This is a genomic window from Geomonas subterranea, assembly GCF_019063845.1.
Classification (GTDB): Bacteria; Desulfobacterota; Desulfuromonadia; order Geobacterales; family Geobacteraceae; genus Geomonas; species Geomonas subterranea.
Genome location: NZ_CP077683.1, coordinates 2,273,044 through 2,293,564 on the forward strand (window position 1 = coordinate 2,273,044; position 20,521 = coordinate 2,293,564).

19 protein-coding genes and 1 other RNA gene are annotated in these 20,521 nt (G+C 48.4%); 5 read left to right on the forward strand and 15 right to left on the reverse strand.

Going from position 1 to position 20,521, the window contains the following annotated elements:
* Positions 1-12: 12 nt before the first annotated feature.
* The 6 genes from KP001_RS09800 to KP001_RS09825 form a co-directional block, all read right to left on the reverse strand.
* Positions 13-657 (reverse strand): hypothetical protein, encoded by a 645-nt coding sequence (locus KP001_RS09800; protein WP_217289328.1) that lies wholly within the window; start codon positions 655-657, stop codon positions 13-15.
* Entirely contained in the window at positions 654-1,121 is a 468-nt protein-coding gene (locus KP001_RS09805; RefSeq protein WP_217289329.1) for a hypothetical protein, read from the reverse strand. The genes KP001_RS09800 and KP001_RS09805 overlap by 4 nt, the downstream gene beginning before the upstream one ends.
* A 787-nt stretch (positions 1,122-1,908) precedes the next feature.
* Positions 1,909-2,589 carry a DUF2461 domain-containing protein gene (locus tag KP001_RS09810; RefSeq protein WP_217289330.1) on the reverse strand — a complete coding sequence of 227 codons (681 nt, stop codon included), beginning with the start codon at positions 2,587-2,589 and terminating at the stop codon, positions 1,909-1,911.
* Between the two features lie 347 nt (positions 2,590-2,936).
* Complete coding sequence (locus KP001_RS09815; RefSeq protein WP_217289331.1) at positions 2,937-3,308, reverse strand: hypothetical protein; 372 nt, start codon at positions 3,306-3,308, stop codon at positions 2,937-2,939.
* Between the two features lie 272 nt (positions 3,309-3,580).
* Positions 3,581-4,114: a DUF2939 domain-containing protein gene (locus tag KP001_RS09820; protein WP_217289332.1), complete on the reverse strand. Its 534-nt coding sequence runs from the start codon at positions 4,112-4,114 to the stop codon at positions 3,581-3,583.
* A 223-nt stretch (positions 4,115-4,337) separates the two neighbouring features.
* The gene (locus KP001_RS09825) at positions 4,338-4,517 is read right to left on the reverse strand and encodes a hypothetical protein (protein WP_217289333.1); all 180 of its coding nucleotides are present in this window, start codon (positions 4,515-4,517) and stop codon (positions 4,338-4,340) included.
* A 535-nt stretch (positions 4,518-5,052) separates the two neighbouring features.
* Here KP001_RS09825 and KP001_RS09830 point away from each other — a divergent pair.
* Positions 5,053-6,672 carry a methyl-accepting chemotaxis protein gene (locus KP001_RS09830; RefSeq protein ID WP_217289334.1) on the forward strand — a complete coding sequence of 540 codons (1,620 nt, stop codon included), beginning with the start codon at positions 5,053-5,055 and terminating at the stop codon, positions 6,670-6,672.
* A 176-nt stretch (positions 6,673-6,848) separates the two neighbouring features.
* Here the strand turns inward: KP001_RS09830 and KP001_RS09835 are convergent, their stop codons facing one another.
* The 8 genes from KP001_RS09835 to ssrA form a co-directional block, all read right to left on the reverse strand.
* On the reverse strand, positions 6,849-7,085 hold the full coding sequence (locus tag KP001_RS09835; protein WP_217289335.1) for a hypothetical protein: 237 nt from the start codon (positions 7,083-7,085) through the stop codon (positions 6,849-6,851).
* Between the two features lie 99 nt (positions 7,086-7,184).
* The gene (locus KP001_RS09840) at positions 7,185-7,604 is read right to left on the reverse strand and encodes an HNH endonuclease (RefSeq protein WP_217289336.1); all 420 of its coding nucleotides are present in this window, start codon (positions 7,602-7,604) and stop codon (positions 7,185-7,187) included.
* Positions 7,605-7,739: 135 nt separating this feature from the next.
* A complete protein-coding gene (locus KP001_RS09845; RefSeq protein WP_217289337.1) occupies positions 7,740-8,045 on the reverse strand; it encodes a hypothetical protein in 306 nt (101 codons plus the stop codon).
* Positions 8,046-8,259: 214 nt separating this feature from the next.
* Positions 8,260-9,411 (reverse strand): DUF3883 domain-containing protein, encoded by a 1,152-nt coding sequence (locus KP001_RS09850; protein ID WP_217289338.1) that lies wholly within the window; start codon positions 9,409-9,411, stop codon positions 8,260-8,262.
* Between the two features lie 68 nt (positions 9,412-9,479).
* Positions 9,480-9,767: a hypothetical protein gene (locus tag KP001_RS09855; RefSeq protein WP_239027963.1), complete on the reverse strand. Its 288-nt coding sequence runs from the start codon at positions 9,765-9,767 to the stop codon at positions 9,480-9,482.
* Positions 9,768-9,947: 180 nt separating this feature from the next.
* Positions 9,948-10,613 (reverse strand): hypothetical protein, encoded by a 666-nt coding sequence (locus tag KP001_RS09860; protein WP_217289340.1) that lies wholly within the window; start codon positions 10,611-10,613, stop codon positions 9,948-9,950.
* Positions 10,614-11,142: 529 nt separating this feature from the next.
* The gene (locus KP001_RS09865; protein ID WP_217289341.1) at positions 11,143-11,385 is read right to left on the reverse strand and encodes a GIY-YIG nuclease family protein; all 243 of its coding nucleotides are present in this window, start codon (positions 11,383-11,385) and stop codon (positions 11,143-11,145) included.
* A 314-nt stretch (positions 11,386-11,699) separates the two neighbouring features.
* Positions 11,700-12,027, reverse strand: a transfer-messenger RNA (tmRNA) gene (ssrA, locus tag KP001_RS09870).
* A 245-nt stretch (positions 12,028-12,272) separates the two neighbouring features.
* Between ssrA and KP001_RS09875 the strand changes: the two genes are divergently transcribed.
* The 3 genes from KP001_RS09875 (at position 12,273) to KP001_RS09885 (ending at position 17,693) form a co-directional block, all read left to right on the forward strand.
* Entirely contained in the window at positions 12,273-15,803 is a 3,531-nt protein-coding gene (locus tag KP001_RS09875) for a Helicase associated domain protein (RefSeq protein WP_217289342.1), read from the forward strand.
* A gap of 150 nt (positions 15,804-15,953) precedes the next feature.
* Positions 15,954-17,069 carry a hypothetical protein gene (locus KP001_RS09880; protein WP_217289343.1) on the forward strand — a complete coding sequence of 372 codons (1,116 nt, stop codon included), beginning with the start codon at positions 15,954-15,956 and terminating at the stop codon, positions 17,067-17,069.
* Between the two features lie 12 nt (positions 17,070-17,081).
* Positions 17,082-17,693 carry a hypothetical protein gene (locus tag KP001_RS09885; RefSeq protein WP_217289344.1) on the forward strand — a complete coding sequence of 204 codons (612 nt, stop codon included), beginning with the start codon at positions 17,082-17,084 and terminating at the stop codon, positions 17,691-17,693.
* 33 nt (positions 17,694-17,726) lie between these two features.
* Here KP001_RS09885 and KP001_RS09890 read toward each other — a convergent pair whose 3' ends face one another.
* The gene (locus KP001_RS09890) at positions 17,727-18,419 is read right to left on the reverse strand and encodes a recombinase family protein (protein ID WP_217289345.1); all 693 of its coding nucleotides are present in this window, start codon (positions 18,417-18,419) and stop codon (positions 17,727-17,729) included.
* Positions 18,420-19,027: 608 nt separating this feature from the next.
* Here KP001_RS09890 and KP001_RS09895 point away from each other — a divergent pair.
* Complete coding sequence (locus KP001_RS09895; RefSeq protein ID WP_496198573.1) at positions 19,028-20,497, forward strand: HNH endonuclease; 1,470 nt, start codon at positions 19,028-19,030, stop codon at positions 20,495-20,497.
* Positions 20,498-20,521 lie beyond the last annotated feature (24 nt).

Below are 20,521 nucleotides of genomic sequence, written 5' to 3' on the forward strand. Positions count from 1 at the left end.
AGAAAATGTGGTCTAAATGTATACAGCTTTCGCTCGACTGAATTTAATTGGACTCAGGAACGTTGAGTCAGGTTCTTCCTCCATACACTTGATCCTGTTTCGCAGTTTTCGTCTGGCACTTGGGCCACCCATTGAGAAGTATCTGGCCAGTTCCCTTATGAACCCGGGGGGCTTGGTATTAAAAATGAGATCAATGTACGTTAATTTACCTTTGTCGGAAACATAAATCTGACACATCGATTGGGTTGTCTGGAGCACAAAGTCATCAGGGTAGAAGCCGTCCTTCTTCTTGGGAATGCTTACTTTCAAAGAAAGGCATTGGGTGGAGGCATCACATGAGTCTATTCTGTATGCACCAACTCTCTCCAGCCAGAAGCCAGCATCCACCTGTTGGTACGTATTCGGCGCGGCGAGTATCCAAGGCTGCCCGAGTGTCAGCTTTACGGTTACCCCTTGCAAAAGCTGCTTTTGGGCTTCGCGAAAGACCTTGGAAAGGTATGCATGAAGAACGGGATAATCTGCTATCGTCTTCCTGAGGTATGGTCCGCGTTCAAAGCGTCTGTTCAGGTTTCTGATCTGTTTTTTATTTAAAGCCGAGATTGTGTTCTCTAATGGCTTCGATCCCGTGTATTTGGGCTGGCTTGTCTTGACGTTCAAGATGGGCACTCCTTCAGACTGAGTACTGATCGTATTTCTAATAGCAACGATATAACCCGATCATAATCTCGGAATCGGAAGTTGCCCGACAAATGGTAACTTATCCACGGACAAGCAAAATCATAATCGTCCCCTTCGCTCTCCCAATTGAGGTCAAAATGGTCAGAGACCTTTTTGAAGGCTTGTTCCAAGTCAGGGAACCAGCTAGAGCAGCAGAGGTCTCGCATACTACTGACGGTTTCAACATCATTTCCGAACTTGAGGAGGGTCTGGTGATGTTCAAAGGATAGTTGGACGGCGACGGTTGCATCATCGAGGAAAGTCAGTGTTACATCTGTGTGGTCCGCGTTCACCCAAAACGGCTGCGTTAACGGTATGGTGCATGTGGCAGGGGTGACCTCAAAATCTGCAGCCATAAGCATTTTGATCAACCGGCTCGATGATGTCATTTGCGCTGCTTCCACAGTCGTCGACCTCCCTTGGAATTGCCCTGCGATGCTTTCGATCATTCTATCGGTTTTGCGCCAATGGCATTGGCACAGTGGGGCATGCAGATCAGACAGAGACCATCGTTACTTGCACGAACATATTAATTCAGTTAAACACTGTTTGAAGTTCATTTTTTAATGTTATATTGCTTAAATTATATAGCCCATATTTGTTGGTATGTTTGAGGCACACCACGCTCGGCTAATATTAGAGCCTGTGTTTTCCTTGCCGACGGCTCCGGGCCATCTAAACGTCCGATTACTGCTACCACATCATCGCGACAGAGTAAGTCGCAGTGTTGCAATGTATGCCAAGGTGGCCGCTTCTGACCGCCGCTGCCTTGGAATCCCCTAGTCACAGCCACATTGCGGTAGGGGGCGTCACATCCTGTAGACGATCACGCATTACCGCATTAACAGCGTCATGCTTCTGACAATGCGATAATGGCCGAGTGGAAAATTATGGGATGCTGTGATATGCGGCCAATGGAGGGAAACTCGAGTGACATGGCATTCGAAATACTGGGACATATTCACCCAAAAAATACCTATCACAACAGATACTACCTTAAAGTTCTTTGGAACCAGCATAGGGCCCAACGACGGCATAGCTAAAGAAAAAGTAAAACACTGAAACATACGTCATTTTGCCTTAAACAGCTTTTAGTCACATTTCTTGTCCATCTAACGGCTGAGGGTGAGGACAACTGGTGCCAGAATTGCGAACAAAATCAAAATCTCAACAATGTCCCCTCATATCCATTTAAGTAGCCACCTTGCCCAGGTAATGATAGAAAGGGGCTAACATCTCAAATCCGTGCTGCACATCAAAGATCAGTTTTCTATCAACGCGGTCCGCATCTATCCGATGATTGCTGACGAGGTACAGACTTTTTCTGTTGTACCACTCCTGCAATTCCGTGGAGATCCCTGCCTTCAATGGCCGCTTGTACTGCTCCCCTTCTATCGTGAAGGTTCTGTTGTTCGGATAGAACGAAGTCGCGGCAAGAAATGCCTTCGGATTCCTGTCGACGGCAGTACGGAATTTGTCCATGGTCTGACGGCTGGCGCTGTAGAATCCCATGCCGTACCGGTACGAGTCTGGTGATATCTCAAAGAAAAACGCCGGGTAATCCTTCCATTCCTGCCGGAGTCGCTTGAATGTAATCCAGTGACTGGTCTTGTAGGGGGACTTGTCCCTGGAAAACCGGGTATCCCGATAGATGCGGGAGATGGTTTTGTTTATTGCGGGGGTGACTGTAAAGTCCGGGTCAATGCTCAACATCAAGGGTCCGAGTCCCGCAGCCAAAGCCTGTAATGGTTTCAAAAGGTTATTCTGGTAATCCTGCTTATGCAGCTCAAACCACCCCTTGCTGTTGTTCTCACGCAGCGTTCTCAGGAACTGAACTGCAGCAGGCGGAAAACCGTCAAATATGTCACTCATGTCTGTCCTTTCACAGAGCACCGTCCCCTTAACTCCCGTGAAAATATGGGGGGACGCATGGTGCTTATCTTTGGCAACGTCACTGCCGACCAACAGATGCTGTTTCGAACCACGTACCGAGGACTTTGTTTCTCTGAACAACTCCAGTCGATCAGCATAAAAAGGACAACAGGGGTCAGGCTTGAGTTGCAAAGTAAACAGTGATGATACCAGTGTGCCACCCCGCAAGCCTGCCCCAGACTCCCCATAATCACCAAGAACTAACTCGAATTGTTTTTTAATGCTAGAAAGTCCTTAATTATTCATGCCATCAACATTGAACTCCAAATCATTCAGTTGAGATTTTGTCACCAGCAATTTATCTCGTATGAGTAAAGAATCATATAAACGTTATCAAGAGGCTTATCTAACTCAATTTTTACATTGGAAGCCGCACTGATGCTGTACCCTTTGTCCTGACAGGATTTGCTTACATGCTCTTGAATTTTGCCAATTGCGGCGAATTTCTCATCATACACCCATTCCAAGATATTTTTTCCTGTCTTGTTAACACCCATGATATTGTTACCCGAATACCCCATTGCCATATCATGATATTTGGGTTGTGAAAAATATGACGGCACATCTCCATAATACAGTTGGCCATCTTTTGGAATTTTTACGTCGACTAATTTTGATTCAGTAGCTTTGCTTGCTGCATAGCAAGGTTGATAATTCAAAAGGCATTAGAAAGATATCACAGCTGTAAATTTGCTAATTTTTCACATAAATCCCCCCTATTGATCAATTAATTTCGTAAAAATGTTCCCGTGAGCTTCCCAGGAAATACGCTTGAAAAGTAGAACTTTCGAGCATGGGGGAGATGTTGTTACGATTTTGATATTTGAAAAGAGTTATGCCTGCAGAAATTGGTTCAACATTCTCACCGACAACTGGCAAAACAAAAATTAAACATCAACAACATCCTTCCATATTGCTTTGAAGTGTAGCGTTATTTTGTATGGGGGATAATAATTTTAATGATTTTCCAATATCCCTCTGAGCTCTTGACCATTTTGAATTTTAAGGCTTCATCCTGCTTATTGGTCACAATCGCCATCTTCCCTTCCACCTTGACATCGAAATCAGACCAACTGCCCTTGTTCAAACCTTTGATAGTATTCGTGCCCTTATCGTTTTCGCTTTTCTCCGAGTCAGCAGTCGTGATAGCGGTCTTGATCTGCCCCTTCATTGCCTCCTTGATGCTAGGGAGCATAACCGTCATAAGTCCCTTGGCCATGGTTTGTCCGGCTTCTTCCCAAGGGTTGCTGGCGGGTTTGTTCATCTCTTTTGAGTTGATGAGGTCTAAGGCTAGATTATCGACAACTGAATCAACATCGAGGTATTTGAAAGCTGTATCCGGATCATGGTTCTGCACAGCTTTCTTGAATTGATATAGGGAATATTGTGGCGTCCCTTTGACGAAGACGAATCCTGCTACAAGTACAGCAATAAGAGCAGCAACAACGATTAAGACCTTTTTCAAGGTGAACCTCCAGACAATCCTTTTCTAGTGCGAGTTGGCGCCAGGGGGGGAGGGACGGTTGTAACTAATATCCGCAGGCATTCTCGTTAGTTTTCCTATCTGAATGGGACTAAGAACAAAATATTATTCATGTCCTTTACACGAACCTGCCCTTGACCGTACTCTACCACTTTGCCATCTTTCATAATTACGTTGTAGTCGGCCCTATCCCATGCCCAGCCAGTTACAAGCCGGTGATTGTATTCAATGCCTCATATTCACCCGACCGTTGAAAACCATCAGGATCTCCCAATACCTCAATGACGTCTGATTTTGCCATTCCTTCTTTCAGTCGTGACATTTTCTCTCCAGTTGCACACCCCATGAGACTGAAGAGAACGACGATAAGCACAAAGCTTCTCATTGAAATCCTCCTGTTTTTTCTTTCAAAGGGCAACTGGGGTCGGCTTTCAAAGTTGCTAAGTTACCAGTCCAGCCACCAGAGTGTGCAACTTCGCAAGCCTGTCCCCAGACTCCCCTTTCCTTCCGCAACGATCATCCAGCGCCCCGAGGAATTGACGGCCCTGCCCAGTTAAAAGGACGTCGCGGATTATAAGCCGCGAAGTAAATGACATTCAATATAAATTAACTAAGGAAGCAAAAAAACGGGACGGCGCACAGCGACCGCAACCGGTGGACCGACCCCAGAATGAGCAGCGCTTCTCATGAGCATTTGCTCGATCCAGTGCGCGCAGGGAGTTGGTACAAACGTGGAAGTACCTACAACCTCTGCCGTTGCTGGAATCGCACGAAAGCTGTGCCGTGTCTGTGGCAGGAAAACAGGTATGAGACCGAAAAAAGACACGGCCGTGGTCTAAAGTACCCACCAAAACTGTCGATATTTATTTGAGGTGTCTACGAGCAGATATTTCCGTTGTGGTGCAACTTGAGGAGGACTTATGGCAAATTTTACAATCGCAAAACGTTTGCTGCTGGGCTTTGGAGCCGTGTCATTGCTGCTGTTCATCGTTGTGGGGGCCGGCATGAAAGGGCTCTACAGCAGTGCGGACCAGTTGAGTAACGTAAACCGCATCAGCGGGCTCACGGCAAATGCCGGGAAAGTACTTCTGAACCTGCAGGGAATCGATGAGGAAATTAAGGGACTCATGCTGGCCGAGACACAGGCGGACCGGGACAAGATGCTCGGGCATATCGAGGAGCACCGCAAAGGGTACTCTCAGGCACTCGACGCGCTGAAAAAGAACACGAAGACGCCCGACGGCAAAAAGCTGGTGGCGGAACTGGACAGCGCGCTCGCAGTCGGCGTAACGGTCAATGACAAACTGAAGGCCATTGCAGCCTCGGGTGACACAGCCGGATTCAAGGCGGCAGTTGCCCGCGAGGGGGAGCCGGCCAGGCAGAAATACGTAGCCGCGGCCGAGGCACTGATGGACTACTACGCGAAGCGGACGGATCTGAGGGTCAAGACGGCTCAAGAAGCAGGTACAGCTGCGATTACCACCATGTTGGTCACGGGGATCATTGCACTTTTGCTAAGCGTCGGCATCTGTGCCTTTCTAGCCTCAGGGATAAAGAGAGCCCTGAAGGAGATGGGCAGTGCCATTGCCATCATCGCCGAGGGGGATCTCACCCGGCGTGTCAACTACCACGCCAAGGATGAGTTGGGCCAGCTCAGCGAGCATATGAACGGTTTTGTAGGGAAGATCCAGTCGATCATGCAGGAACTGTCCGGCGATGCCAACCGGGTGGCCACGGCATCCACGCAGTTGAAGGCAACGGCGCAGCAGATGGTGCAGGGGACCGAAGAGATCGTCGCACAGGCAAATACCGTTGCCACCGCCGGAGAAGAGATGGCGGCAACCTCCAACGACATAGCCCAAAACTGTCACCTAGCCGCTCAAGGCGCTCAATGCGCCAACCAGGCGGCAGTTGACGGCGCAGAGGTCGTCGAGGCCACAGTGGCCGTGATGGGAGTGATTGCGGAGCGGGTGCAAGGAGCAGCGAGGACCGTAGAGTCGCTCGGCGAGCGCTCCGACCAGATCGGCGCCATCGTTGGGACCATAGAAGACATCGCCGACCAGACCAACCTGCTCGCTCTCAACGCAGCCATCGAGGCGGCAAGAGCGGGCGAGCAGGGGCGTGGATTTGCCGTCGTCGCAGACGAAGTGAGGGCTCTGGCCGAGCGCACCACGCGTGCGACCAGGGAGATCTCCGAGATGATCCGCACCATCCAGGGGGAAACCCAAAGTGCGGTTCAGGCCATGGAGGAAGGGAGCAAGGAAGTCGAACGCGGGACGCAGCAGGCATCCCGTTCCGGCCAAGCACTGGAAGCGATCCTCGAAGAGATACATGCCGTCATGATGCAGGCAAACCAGATAGCCACCGCCGCCGAAGAGCAGACCGCGACCACCAGCGAAATCAGTACCAACATGGTGCACATCACCGACATCGTGCGGTCAACAGCAAAGGGTGCCGACGAGACCGCCGCCGCCGCGACAGCCCTTGCCTCCATGTCCGTGAGGCTTCAGGAGATGGTCCGCCAGTTTAAAGTCGCCTAGGGACAACCGGGGTCAGGCTCGCAATGTTGCACAGTTAACAGTCATGACATCAGAGATTGGAACTTTGCAAGCCTGACCTCAAACGCCTCCTGGTGCCGACGACTAGCAAGGCAAAAGTCAAAATCTCAACAAAGTGGCCATGCTTGCTTTCAATTCATACACCGGGTAGCTTTTGATTATTTGTGCTGTTTTGTTAATAATGATTTTATTTCATCTAATTGACGTTGGACAGATTCGAAGGCAGTTCCATTTTTATATGCCATGATTATCAGTTTTACAGAAACGAGAAAGACCCCCGCCTCAAGCAAAAGGTCATGTGTAACACCTTTAAAAAACACAGCTGCAACAAACAATATGAATGTAATTATTATTACGACTATTGATCCAGGATCATTTTTTCTCATTTGCGTCACTATGTTAAACCTCCTCAGCGAACTTCCTTTTGTAGAAAAAGAAAAAGGGGACAGGCTACTTTTCTATTTTTCTGCGGCCGGAACTCATAAAACAACCTGTCACCTTTCCCCTTTTGCCCCATTGCCAGCTTTTTGATCACAGTTAATAATGGATTTCATAGTTTCTATTTCTTGTTGAGTTTTTTCTTTTCTCTGAGAAATATACACTTTAACCGCATCAATCAGTTCTGACCTCGTAGCAACTTCACCTGCAATATCTCTTGGGTTCCATCTGTTTTTAAAATCTACGTTACAGGTTTTGCAGGCTACCGCCAGATTTTCGAATGAACTATCGCCACCTTTTGATTCTGGCACGATGTGATCTCTTTGCCATTGCTTGTAATTCTCAGGAGATGCCAGGAAATCCAGTCCACAATATTCACATTTATGGCCGGCTCTCTCGCTAAGCCGCGCATTTTCGACGCACCATTTCCCAGTTTCGACCAGGCCAGTGATGACATGATCCCTGCGGGTATCCATACCCCCCCTCCGTAGTTTATTCACCCAATATGTAATTGACTAGTTAGATAAGTTACATATATGACAGCTGAGGTCAGGCTTGCAATGATGCAAGGTCAACATTCATGACACTGGCTCTTAAAGCATCTAAAGCCGCTATTTGCAATAGATTTGCCTGCTGAAACGAGCCTTGAATTCTGGAATGCCATAAATGCATTCGTTGAATAGCCCGTAACCAAGGAAATTCGAGCTAGCTATCCTGACATCAACACCATTGACTCCCTCGATGTGATCAAGGGCCTTTGCAAGCTTGCCACACTCAGGGTCATAATTCGCGATCATCAATATAAGTTCAAGATTGTCATCCAGTTTAGTTACCGGATTGGAATTATTGCCACTTCCAAAATTCACTAGTACCAGATCCCGTTTCAGCCGAAATGGGATCGCAAGAAGGTTGGTCAACAGCACATCGTAATGTGTTTTCACGTCTTAAATTTAGAAACACATCATCGCAACTTTGATACAATTTCTCTGCAGTCTGAAATATAGCTTCATCAGTTTCAATACGTACGACCTTATTTTCCGCCGCATGAAGTTGGTTTGATAGTAGCATAAACAGCAAAAGAATAAAAAACCTGGGCACTTCCTTACCTCCAAACTGACGTGGGAGACTCACTCACTTCTCTGAATCATCATCACCTTTGCTCAGGGAGCGTAGCTTGAACTTGAGAGGGATGAGTTCGTAGCTTTGCCTCAACTGCTCCAGTGTCAACTCCACAAAAGGCATTCTCGGTTTGTTGTACGAATCGAAGTTTACAAAGATGAAGGTAGACGCGTCCGGATGCCGCTCAAAATATTCGATCTGATTCGAGGAGATGTAGACGTTGCAACCCGTGTCCATCCTGCTCGATTTGACCTCAAGAAAATGATCACTGTATCCCTTCTTGGAAGGCCTCACTGTTTTTATGTCATAAGGAGAGGTCGGCACTGCTTGGGAGATCCACTCAACACACGCGGGCTCCAGCCCCAGCTTCTTCACGTAGTCGATTTCCCGCTCATAAACGAGCCGCTCGCCGAGCAGTCCAAGTTCACGGTCAGGCGGTGGCGGCACGGCACCGCCTGTTTGGGCGGTTCGCCGATCTTTTCCTCCCCCCTCCCCCGCACCTTCTTCTAACAGCAGCGGGAAATAACGTACCGCTATCGTCCGTAAGACTGTAATCTCGCGCTCGATGGCCAGCCGTTCAGTATCAGAGGCTGCTTCTATCCTCTTGGCCGCGGCGTCCATTGCTGCACGGATGATGTTCTTCGCATGTTCCTCGTTGATGTAGCGTAGGCCGTAACCCCACCTCTCAAATTCAGGCGTGTAGATGCCGGCATCTCTGACATATGGAAGCGGCGGCGTGAAAAGGGTGACGTACTCCTCCGGGGCAGTCGCATGATAGATGAACCACTCTATGCCATCGAGCCGATCGACATCGTCACGCTCCACACCGTCCAGATCCTCAAAATGGACATTGGCATGTACGCCGATGACATGATCCGGCATTTCCATGTCTTCTTTGTACGTGAAGGAGAATATTACGAACTCATCCTCGATTTTGCTCGCGGCGGGAAGTGACGTCGGCGGCAGGTAAATTTCGACGTCTTCCCCTTCGCGAATCCTGAAGTTGAGGCATTCGTGAAACCCTTCACCGCCGATTCCGCTCTTTTGGAAAAGCTTGAGATACTCTTCATACTCTTCATGTGTGGGAAGTTTGGAATACTTCAGGTAGGGCGGAAGGGACTTCCGGTGATCGTAATGGATTTTTATCGCCATGAACCTTGGCATTTGGTCACCTCGCGTCTAAGAAGGAAACAGGAGCCCCGGGGGCGGGCCTTAGGTCTTACCAGTTACAACTACGGCACAGTCCAATCGAAACTCTGCATCCAGTTCACGCCGCCGTCACCGCCGTCGGAACCGTTGTACTTGTAGGTGAACTTCAGTTGCATGCCTGAGTCCACGGGAATCGGAAGCTTGACGCTGAAGGGAAAAATCTCATCCTGTCTGACTTGACGCGGTATGACGAAGCAGACGTTGCGCCCCCTCGTCTTCCCTGCGGCATCGACTGCAGCGACCCAGATCTCGATCCCTTCCATGAAGGCGTAGCGGAGATTTTTGGCCACACCCTCGACTACCGTTTCCATTCCCGCCTGTTTGACCTCCCAGGCCACGTCCATGTCAAACTGCGAATAATGATATGGCAGTGACTTCAAGCGTTCACTGTTCACATCGCTGTGGGGTGTGCAACCGCTGCAAAAGATGGTCAACAGAAACAGCCAAAGCCTTCGCATTCTACCTGTACCTCCACCTTCTATGGCGCAACTTCACTTGACTCCGAGTATCCACCCTTCAACCTGTGCTATCCCGTACTCCCCCGGCAGCAGATGCGGCTTCAGATATCCTGCGATGGTACCATCCCGATCGACGTCCTGCAGCCAGGAGGCGGCGGCATAGGCATCCTGCTGGTCGCGGGTGCGCTCTTCACGCGGATAGCTCTTACTCCAGAGGGAGGGATAAATCTCGACCAGGGCAGATTTGCCATGAGGTATCTCCCAGCCGTCAAAGGGCCAGAAGTGGACGCGCGCTCCCAGGTGCTGCCGTATAAACCGCAGCCAGGGAAGTCCGGCGTGGGTCGATTTGGCGGCCGATCCAGGCACGTCGAAATGAAAAACGGATTTGGCCCCGGCCCGCTCCTCGGCAAGCCGCCGCCAACGGCTGTTGCCGCCACGTGCATCGCCATTGCCGTATAAGCCATCGCGGATGAAGTCCACGTACATGTCGGTGGCGTCGGTCGGCCAGTGGTGGTGAAAGTCATCGAGAAAGGAGGGCCAGTACGGCTCGAGGTGGTGCACTTCGAAATACCGTAGCGGGAATGAGAAGCTGTGGTCGATGCCGACGATGGTGGGGACGTCCTCGGACAGGCGGGAGACGAGCCATTGGGCAATGCAGCGCCGGCTCCAGTACTTGCGCGGCCCCGGGGGCGGCTTCACCTCGACGGGCAGGCAATCCAGATCCGCCTGGTACATGCGAAGTCCGCTCAGGCTGTCATCAGGGGTTTGCGCACCTGAATAGTCGATGCCGATGTAGCGTTGGAATGCGGGGTTCACTGTGATGCTGCCTCGGGAAAGGCCATGATCCTGGGGTTCAGGCCCTGTGGTAGAAGACTACGCCGACACGCTGAATATTGGGAAGAAGTCTCCCTTAGCAATGAACTTGGTCAACTGAAACAAGACCTTCTTGTAATTGGCAATTCGCTGTTGCCAGCGGATATCAGAAGTGTCCATTTTGCCCTTCAAAGATCATGTCAGTCAGATTCCGTACAATCGTCACAGTTTAAAGAATCGGCTATAATCTACTTTTCTTTACAACGTTTTGCAGAGACGTGGACCGCACGAAATCTAGCAGATTTCTAATCCAGGAGCAACCACTTATGTCCTGTCTGGAACCTTTGGCGCGATGGCCGTTGCCCAGGACGGGCGGGGCTGGTTATCACGGCGGAGGTCAGGCGCACGTTGTCAGCTAGTGGAAATGCTTTTTCCTGAAGGCAAGGCCGGAACAGGATTTCAGATACTTTTCGAAGGCTGCCGCTTTGGCGTCATCGGCGAAGGCATGGTAGGTGAGGATTCTCCAGGGGCGGTATTTGGAGGTGTGGGGGGATTGACCGGCGTTGTGGGAGGCAAGCCTTGAGTTGACGTCGGTGGTGAGGCCGACGTAGTGCTGGTCGGGATGGGGGATGCTTTGGAGGTAGTAGACATATTTCATGGGGGAGCCTCCTTGGGGGGGCGGGATAAAGGAATTTTACTTGGATTATGGGGGAGGGCAAGGAGGCTTTTTTGATGTTTGGTACGGGTGGGTAACTATAAATCAAAAGTCGGGGGCGTAAGGACACGCCCCGAATGTAATATTCAAAAAAACAGGGGCGTAAGGACACGCCCCTGTGTAATGGAAAGTTGGTTAAGAGCTGAGGCCCACCTTCGTTAAACGCCTGGCACGGCCAGGCAACTACGGTGGGCAACCTCCGCAAAAGACAAGGCTCCGGTCGGCTCGTTTGAGCCAACCGGAGCCTTGGCGGAGGTTGGTGGAGGTGGCGGGAATCGAACCCGCGTCCGAGAATCGTACACAAAAGGCGTCTACATGCTTGTACCTGTTTTTGGGTTTAGCCCTTCAAGACTCCACAGGGCGGGATTCTTGAGTCGCGATTCCGCTTGATTTCGCCGCAGGGCCACGGACTCTCCCTGAAACTATCCCACTGAATGACGTTCTATCCTCCCACGTGGGAGATGGTAGGTAGAACGTTAGCAGGTTATTAAGCTGCTAAAGCGTAATCGTAATTGTCGGCGCTTAATGCGTCCCGGATTGTTTAACGAGCCACCCGGACCTCGGCATGCAACCTTCCGCCCCTCCGAGAGCTATGGTTTTACTGTGTAGCATTTTGTGTAGCAAAACGTTCTGCCAACTTATCAGGATTGCACTTTCGAGTCAACTCCTGCTCCTGCAATGTGGTTTCTGTTCGTACTTTCATGATGCTTACAAAAATCCTAATTATGGCTGCTCGACAACAACCGAAAGATGCCCTATAGTGAATTCCGCATGTCGTTAATCTACCAAGGGCTCAAATGAAATAGGGTTCTTCAGTCACCTCGCCTCATATGCCTACTTACCGCACACAACTTCCAGACACCATTGTCACCTTACTTGGCAAGCGTGATACGCAGGGCCTACGGGCTTTTCTGCGCACATGTGTAGATAATAAAGGCAAGGTCTTCGAGCTTTTGCTGGCGGAACTTTACGAGGGGAACGGTTGGCATGTTGCCCTAAAAGGAGGCCGTGGTGATGCAGGGGCTGATATTCTGCTTTTTCACCCCAATACGCCGTCCACGGTCTCTCTTATCATACAAGCAAAAAACCGTGCCCTACCCCTAAACTTCGATCAGACCAAAATTGAACTCATGAAGTTCGAGGAGCAGGGTGCTTCACTCTACAACTGCCAGAATTTTCGTCTGGTGTCAGTCAGCGGATTCGTCCGGCGAACGAAAAAACTCACTGCTTTTAATATGCTCTTGGGCGGATGGGAGCATGTCGAGGAACTTGTGAGTACATATGCCCCGCAATCTGAGCTCCTGCCTAAAATTGAGCTTTATGCCCACAATCGCAATACGTACGAGCGGATCAATGAACTGTGGACGGCTTCACGTCATGTTGCGGTAGTCCAAGCAACTGGAACGGGCAAGGGCTATTTGATCGCAAAAGTCCTTGCGGATCATATCGACAAACCGAAGGTTGTCCTTGCTCCATCAACATACATTCTTGACGAGCAGAAAAGTAAGATACCTTGGCTCTCTTCAAGCACTGGCTACTTGACCTATAAAAGGCTTTTGCGTATGAAAGCCAAAGAAATAGCAATCCTTGACTATAGCTTGATTGTCCTTGACGAATTTCACAGGTGCGGAGCCAAGGAGTGGAGTAAAGGAGTTCAGAAACTTCTGGATTGCCATCCGGAGGCAAAGGTTCTTGGAACCACCGCGACTCCGATCCGATATCTTGACAACAGTCGCGACATGGTTGAGGAACTCTTTGAAGGGGTCATTGCCGAAAACTTGTCATTGGCTTCAGCAATAGTCAGGCGTATTCTTCCCCCTCCCACCTACATCAGTGCGTTGTATACCCTGAACGATGAGTGCACTGTTTTACGCGATGCCGTTAGTAAAAGCAGGCATACGAAAGATGAGAAGGCTGAACTTGTTCGAAAAATCAATTCCGTCCAAATTGAGTGGCAAAAGACTTCCGGCGTCCCTCAGATTCTGAAGAAGTATCTTCCGCCTAGCATTAACAAACTTATTGTCTTCTGCAAGGATGAGCAACACCTTGATGAGATGGAAGTTGAGGTCCAACGCTGGTTCCAAAAAGCTGGCACCCATAAACGGCGAAAGACTTACCGTGTTCTTGCGTCTGATCCAGACAGTGATCGCGAGTTGGCAGATTTTAGAAAAGCAGATCGGAAGGACACAGCACATCTCCTCTTTGCTGTCGAAAAGCTTAACGAGGGCCTTCATATCCCTGAAGTGGGTGCTGTCATCCTGCTTCGTCCAACGGAGAGTCCAATCCTTTTTTATCAACAAATCGGGCGTTGCATGCAAGTGGGAATGGATCACTCCCCCATCATTTTCGACCTAGTCAATAACTTCCGGAGCATTCGGGCAAGTGACTTCCTTGCAGACCTCGCGGAAGCAAAAGGTGCCGAGGCACGTCGTCGCGCTGAAGTTGGGTTGTCTGAATATGCCCCGTCCGTCATAGTTGAAGACGTTTCTAAGCCCATACGGGAGGTAATAGAGGAAATCGGTAAACAACTGGTTTCATGGGAAGTGATGTATGAAGTGTTCGCTGAATACGTCCGGACGCAGGGAAATGCCAAGGTCCCTTCAAATGCGACAGTTGATGGGTATCAGTTGGGGATATGGGTTGTCAAGCAGAGGGCGAGCAGAGGTTGCATCTCACAAGAACGCCGTGAGCGTCTTGAAGCCTTGCCAGGGTGGAGTTGGGATCCATTTAGTGACCAGTGGGAAGAAGGGTTCTGCATTTTGAAAGAATATGTCGAAGAAAAGGGCCATGCGAGAGTGCCTCAATCCCATAAGACAACGGGCGGATTTAAATTAGGAGTTTGGGTTAACTCTCAACGGACAAAAAGAAAAAAACTTACTACTGATCGCATACAGCGCCTCGAAGAATTGCCGGGCTGGTGCTGGAACGCACGCTCATATCGGTGGGAAGAAGGGTTCAGCTATCTCCAACAATACGTACGACGAGAAGGTCATGCTAGGGTCCCGACATCACACAAAGAATCAAACTTTAACTTGGGAGGTTGGGCGAACCAACAGAGATCGAGAAAAAATAGATTAACCAATGAGCGTAGACAACGCCTTGAAGCGTTACCTGGATGGACATGGGAGTCAAGATCATTTCAATGGGAGGACGGTTTCAGCCACCTCGAACAGTATGTAGAGGTAAAAGGCGATGCTAAAGTTCCACAATCCCACAAATCGGATGATGGTTTCAGCCTTGGGTTATGGGTAACCACGCAAAGAAGGAATAAACGGAATTTATCTGAGGAACAGATCCAACGTCTTCAACTTTTACCTGGATGGTCTTGGAATACACGGTCCTCCAAATGGGAGGAAGGCGTCAGCCGCCTCATAGCCTATGTTGATGAAAAAGGAGATGCCAATGTTCCTCAGTCCTACATAACAGCAGATGGATTTTCACTAGGAAATTGGGTAACCACTCAAAGGTGCAACAGAGAGACAATGTCGCGTCAGCGTAAGGAGCGTCTCGAGGCTTTGCCAGGATGGTCTTGGAATGCTGTCGTTGATCAGTGGACAAGCGGCTTCAGCCATTTACTAGAATTCGTTCGCAGAAAAGGTCATGCCAGGGTGCCTAGTGGTTACAAGGCTGCCGATGGATTCAACCTAGGGGCTTGGATAAGAACCCAAAGAGCGAACGAAGAGAAAATGCCTCTCGATCGGAGAGAGCTTTTGGAAAGGTTACCGGGATGGTGCTGGAATTCACGCTCATACAAGTGGGAGGAAGGCTTCAGCCATTTGAAAAAATTCGTCGAGGAATTTGGACATGCGAAAGTTTCGCAGACGGCCACGGGCGCAGGCGGATTTAAGTTAGGGGCTTGGGTTAATAATCAGCGGACCCGGAAGAACACCCTATCGCAAGATCGAATAGAAAGGCTAGAAGCATTGCCTGGTTGGTGCTGGGATACCCTTATCGACCAGTGGGATGAGGGATTCCGACACCTGCAAGAATACGTCAGCAGGGAACACCATGCCAAGGTTCCTAAAACACATATCGAAGCTGGATTCAGGCTCGGGGCGTGGGTTGCGTGGCAAAGGTCGAGCAAGAAAAAATTGTCGCCGGAACGAGTAAAACGGCTGGAAAGTGTGCCCGGCTGGATATGGAATGTCCGTTCAGACCAGTGGGAGGAAGGATTCCGGCACCTTGAGGAGTACTTAAAGAATGAAGGTCATTCTAGAGTTCCACAGTCGCACAAATCAACGGATGGTTTTAAATTAGGCTCATGGGTATCAGTCCAAAGGGGCAACAGAGAGAAAATGTCTCAGCAAAGAAGAAACCGTCTTGAGGCTTTACGCGGCTGGGAATGGAGAATTGGCAGTTAACTTTCTGGTAAGAGCAAGGGGCACGAATTGAACTAGGCACTGTCCTAGCAGGTACGGCTATCAGTGGTCACAATTTTGTCTCGCATTTCAATTCATTAGATGTTAAAGTCTTAATCCTTTCACGCTAATAAGCACACTAAAGGAGAGGAAATGCTTTTTGACGATACAGGCTGGGGAGCTGGTGACTCTTTATCTCTAGAAAAGATAGTGGCGGACATCACATTAGATCGCGCAAACGAGAGACGTGGCGATTTTATTGAAAGACCGACCCTACAGCGGTATTGGGTCGTTCGGGCACAAGGTGGCCATTATTACGACATGTTTATCAACCATTCACTTATATCAATAAGTCACATTAACGGACTTAACTTTAGTGATGCTCACCCATTTTTGCCAGAAGTTGATGTGTTACAATCTAGGATGAAAACTAATTATGTGAGAGACGCAAAAACAAAAGCCGCTTTCACATCACACTTCCATCAAGTTATAAGTTTTATATTCGATATGAAAGTTGGAGATTTGGTGTTGACAGTATCAGACACCGAAATAAGAATAGGTCGAATAATTGGTAATCCTAAAATAGTCAACACATCAATTGTTCATTACTACGACGAAACAAACCAAAAGACTCTTAATCACAAGTTAAGAAGGGGAGTTGCATGGGGACCGGCTTTTAAAAGAAAAGATTTGCCTTTTGCTGTGACCAAAAGTCTACGTGCTAATCAAGCTGTTTTCAATATAGACGAACATTGGGAACTAATATACCACTTGTTATATCCGGTTTTCAGATTTGACAATAAGCTATATATTTCATGCAATATAACTCAGCGAAAAGCAATTAACAACTATGCAATGAGCATCTTTTTGCAGACTCTTTCGGAGTTAGAACTGGCAGCTAAAAGCAGGATCAACAATATATCAAACGAGTTGATAATAGAAAGAATAATTTCCAACAAGATAAATGACCAAGATTTAACACTTACAACTAAAGCTCAGTTTTTCTCTCCAGGCACCGTTTGGGGAGTGTTACATTTTGCCCCGGAACACGCCTCTGCAATGACTGATTTTGCAGCAGCCTACTTATCGCTCATGTCAAGTGGAGCGAAGGATACGAACTATCACATCGCATTAACTGCTGGAGCATTGGGGCTTGTAGGGATGGCCAAATATTGGCCATATGTACGAGAAAGCCTACAACCTCAAATTCCTCATTGTAAGACTGACATCCTTGAAGACGACTCCAACGATGAAGGTCCATTCGTTTAAAGGATCTTTTAAATGCCAGATATAATAACTGATTTCATTGCTAAAAACCCCACCGCGCTTACAGCTTTAGGTGCTATCTCTGCCGCATTGCTCACTGGGGCGTTTTCATTCATTTTCATGATCATTTCAAAGGAAAATGAAACCTCAAAATTCAGGCAGGCTTGGATTGATGAACTACGGAGGGAGCTTTCTACATTTATCTCTGCAACTGAGACATTAGCTAATATCACATACAACTACAATAAAGAAAACGCTAAAAGGAGACTGAGTGAACGGAAAGGTTTTCATAAATTTACTGCCGAAAATGCTGATTTGCTTTCAAAACTTCTGAGCAACTACAGGAGCATAGTCCTGAGACTTAATAATAGTGATCATGGTGAGTTAGAAATCAAATTGGCAGCAGTCTACAAAGAATTCAGGAAACACCCTGTTGATCCTCGGGCTTTAAGAAGGCTAAACGAAGAAGTTACAGCGTTGTCACGATCGCTGTTAAAATCTGAATGGACGCGAGTAAAAGAAGGTGAACCTGCTTTTTATTGGACAAAACGCATACTAGTATTTATGACTTCCTGCGCTGTTATTACCGGAATCTACTTGATTTTGCAAATTAAGCTTGTGGGGTAGCAGTAATGTCACCACCATTGAGCACCCTTGGTGTCAAACTGATCCTTGTTGTGCACCAGAGCCATTTACTTGCCTTGCAAGCACATTCTTCACAGCCGTTGCCGTCCACCTTCCGCCTCTGGCTGTTTTAACACCTGCCCTGTCCAAATGTATGGCTATCTCCCTGAGTGTGGCTCCTTGCGCTCTCAGTGCCGTGACCATGGGCTTTACCTTGGAGGCGAAATCATCGGCCATTGCCTTAACCGACTCCACGCCCTTCGCCCTTGCAGCGTCCATGTCCGCATACTTCAAATTGTCTGATCCTAGCTTTACTCCTCTCGCCTTTGCTGCTGCAAGACCGGCCTTTGTTCTCGCTGATATCAGTTCTCTTTCCCGCTGAGCCAAGGCTCCATAGATATGGATCGTGAAGCTGTCGCAGTTTGGCAAATCACATACAACGAAATCCACCTTCGTCTTTTGTAGGTGCGTGATGAAGTGGAGGTCTCTGCTTAAGCGATCTAGCTTCCCGACCAGGACTCGGCCACCTACAAGTTCTGCCGTCCGTATTGCTCTCTGAAGTTCCGGTCTTTCGTCTATTTTTCCACTCTCCACTTCTACAAAGGTTTCTACCAATTCCCCACCTGTAGCAGTAACGTAATCTGTAATCATCTTCTGCTGCGCCGCAAGCCCCAGACCACTTTTACCCTGTTTTTTACTGCTGACCCTGCAATACCCAACCCATTTCATACTCACCTCCTGTGTGTATAAAACCTCGTTGATGGATTAAAGGTATTATACATGATAAAAGGTTTTCTCGTCTAGCCCGGATTTGAAAATCAACTAGAATATTGCTAGTTTTACAGGCTGTTTAGCCTCAAGTTCCATTTCATATATGAGTACCATGATATTAGAACTTTGATGAGGTACCTGTGATCGGACATGTCGGAAAAGTGGAATAGTGGGACCTTAAGGCAGAGGGGACATACCCCTTTGATTCCGAGGAGGTGGGGGCGGGGGCAAAACTGAAATCGTTACCTTGTATGTCGAACCCGCACAGCTCCAGGCGAGGAGAAAAATAGATTCCTATATAAAAGGGGTAGTACACAGGCACCCGCGCCTATCTTGAAACATTATAGAAGCTGGTAGGGGCCAATGGTGTAGGGTGTGTAGGGGCATTCGGAACTTATTCAATGTCTCTTATCTATCCAGAAGTTCGTAATTACCCTACACACCCTACACCTCGGCTACCCCTGACATTTGTGCTGGATTGTGATTCGCTCATGTGAGATATTGCAGAAGATTCGTAACCTCATAAAGGATATGCCATAAAGCGTGATAGTGCACGGAAGTGGAAGTTGTTAAGGGCCGCATTTATGGTAGAGGGCAGTCAAGGCACTTTTTCTGTCTTCTTAGAGTCACGTGGTGGAAGCCGCAATAGTGGGACAGAACGAAATCCCGATTATTCGGCAGGTTTAGGTGAGATCCTCCGAAGGCTTAAAGGATGTGATGCAGTTATCACTGATGTATTGGTTGAATCAACGTTGGCAAAAAAGCATCTGTCGCCTGATGAGCGGTCACTCAAACTGTCTATGCCGTACCCAGTCTTACTAAATCAGCTGAAGGACTTGGGCTCTCTCAGATCCGAGCTGCAGTCGAAACAGTTGCACGTTGGCAGCGTACCGCCTCAGAAGACATCTTCCAACTCTACAAGGCGGTTACGGATGGATATATTACTCCATGACAAAACTTTAGCGGCGGAAAATCTCGCAGAGTTGTTAGCGGGGACAGCCCTTAAAGGAAGTGGAATATCCGACACTTCAAGAGAAGGCCAAGTCTTTACGGTTGCAAAGCTGCATTACGTAAATGGCGTCGTCTATTATGCTGCTGAGCATCCTCAGAGTGAGTTGGAACATTTGGCTCTCCACTGCACTGATACGACTAAGAGCGGAAACGTTAAACATCCTCTAGTCAGGGTTCGCACTTTGGTCCGATTGGCAGTTGGCCTCGGTCTTTTAAACCTAGAGAAGCAGAAGGTAAAGATCACTGATTTAGGGCAAGCGTACTATGAGGCCAGGGGAGATGACAAGTGGGCCTTGACAGAAAAACAGCAAAAAATTCTCTGCAGCCATATCCTCTCCGACCCCTATCGATCAGACACCGTTTACGCCATCACGGCCCTATTTAAACTATACAAAGATGGTTATCGGGGAGAAGAGCTTTCCGGCCAATATGCGAACGAGATTGGAAAAGGTGATGTTTGGAAATCGCCCGTCACCTACGAAGGCTTCACAAAATTTGGCCTGTCGTATATTGCGGAACTTGGCTTGATGGATGTGCACGAAGATGAGTTGCTCATAAAAAGTTTGGTTGTCGAACGGCATTATCAAGATAAAGTAAATATCGTCAAACCAATTAATCTGCCTAGCGGCAAACTTCCGAAACCAAAAGCTAAAGCTGCAAGCATAACGGAAAGATATCCAAGCAATCCCAGGGTGTCAAAAAGCGCCCTTGTTTCTGCGGCCTTCAAATGCGAACTAGACCCCTCTCATACAACCTTCTTAAACCATGTCAGTAAACAACAGCACATGGAAGCTCACCATCTCATTCCAATGAAATGTCAGGATGATTTTGAAAATGCTTTGGATGTTCCAGAAAACATTTTATCTTTATGCCCTAATTGCCACCGTAAAATTCATCTGGCTGACAATTACGAGAGAGTTATAGCAATAGAACAAGCGTATGATCTTAAAAAAGAGGCCCTTCCAAGCCGGGGTCTGTCGGTGTCAATAGCCAAATTACTGACTTTTTACGGGGGGCCAGACTAACCCAAATAGTCTTCCCACCGATCA

What these genes read in the sequence shown, in the direction of transcription:
- KP001_RS09810 (WP_217289330.1), bottom strand. Translation starts at nt 2,589, where the DNA reads ATGAGTGACATATTTGACGGTTTTCCGCCTGCTGCAGTTCAGTTCCTG.
- KP001_RS09825 (WP_217289333.1), bottom strand. Translation starts at nt 4,517, where the DNA reads ATGAGAAGCTTTGTGCTTATCGTCGTTCTCTTCAGTCTCATGGGGTGT.
- KP001_RS09830 (WP_217289334.1), top strand. Translation starts at nt 5,053, where the DNA reads ATGGCAAATTTTACAATCGCAAAACGTTTGCTGCTGGGCTTTGGAGCC.
- KP001_RS09840 (WP_217289336.1), bottom strand. Translation starts at nt 7,604, where the DNA reads ATGGATACCCGCAGGGATCATGTCATCACTGGCCTGGTCGAAACTGGG.
- KP001_RS09850 (WP_217289338.1), bottom strand. Translation starts at nt 9,411, where the DNA reads ATGCCAAGGTTCATGGCGATAAAAATCCATTACGATCACCGGAAGTCC.
- KP001_RS09855 (WP_239027963.1), bottom strand. Translation starts at nt 9,767, where the DNA reads ATGGAAACGGTAGTCGAGGGTGTGGCCAAAAATCTCCGCTACGCCTTC.
- KP001_RS09865 (WP_217289341.1), bottom strand. Translation starts at nt 11,385, where the DNA reads ATGAAATATGTCTACTACCTCCAAAGCATCCCCCATCCCGACCAGCAC.
- KP001_RS09875 (WP_217289342.1), top strand. Translation starts at nt 12,273, where the DNA reads ATGCCTACTTACCGCACACAACTTCCAGACACCATTGTCACCTTACTT.
- KP001_RS09880 (WP_217289343.1), top strand. Translation starts at nt 15,954, where the DNA reads ATGCTTTTTGACGATACAGGCTGGGGAGCTGGTGACTCTTTATCTCTA.
- KP001_RS09885 (WP_217289344.1), top strand. Translation starts at nt 17,082, where the DNA reads ATGCCAGATATAATAACTGATTTCATTGCTAAAAACCCCACCGCGCTT.
- KP001_RS09890 (WP_217289345.1), bottom strand. Translation starts at nt 18,419, where the DNA reads ATGAAATGGGTTGGGTATTGCAGGGTCAGCAGTAAAAAACAGGGTAAA.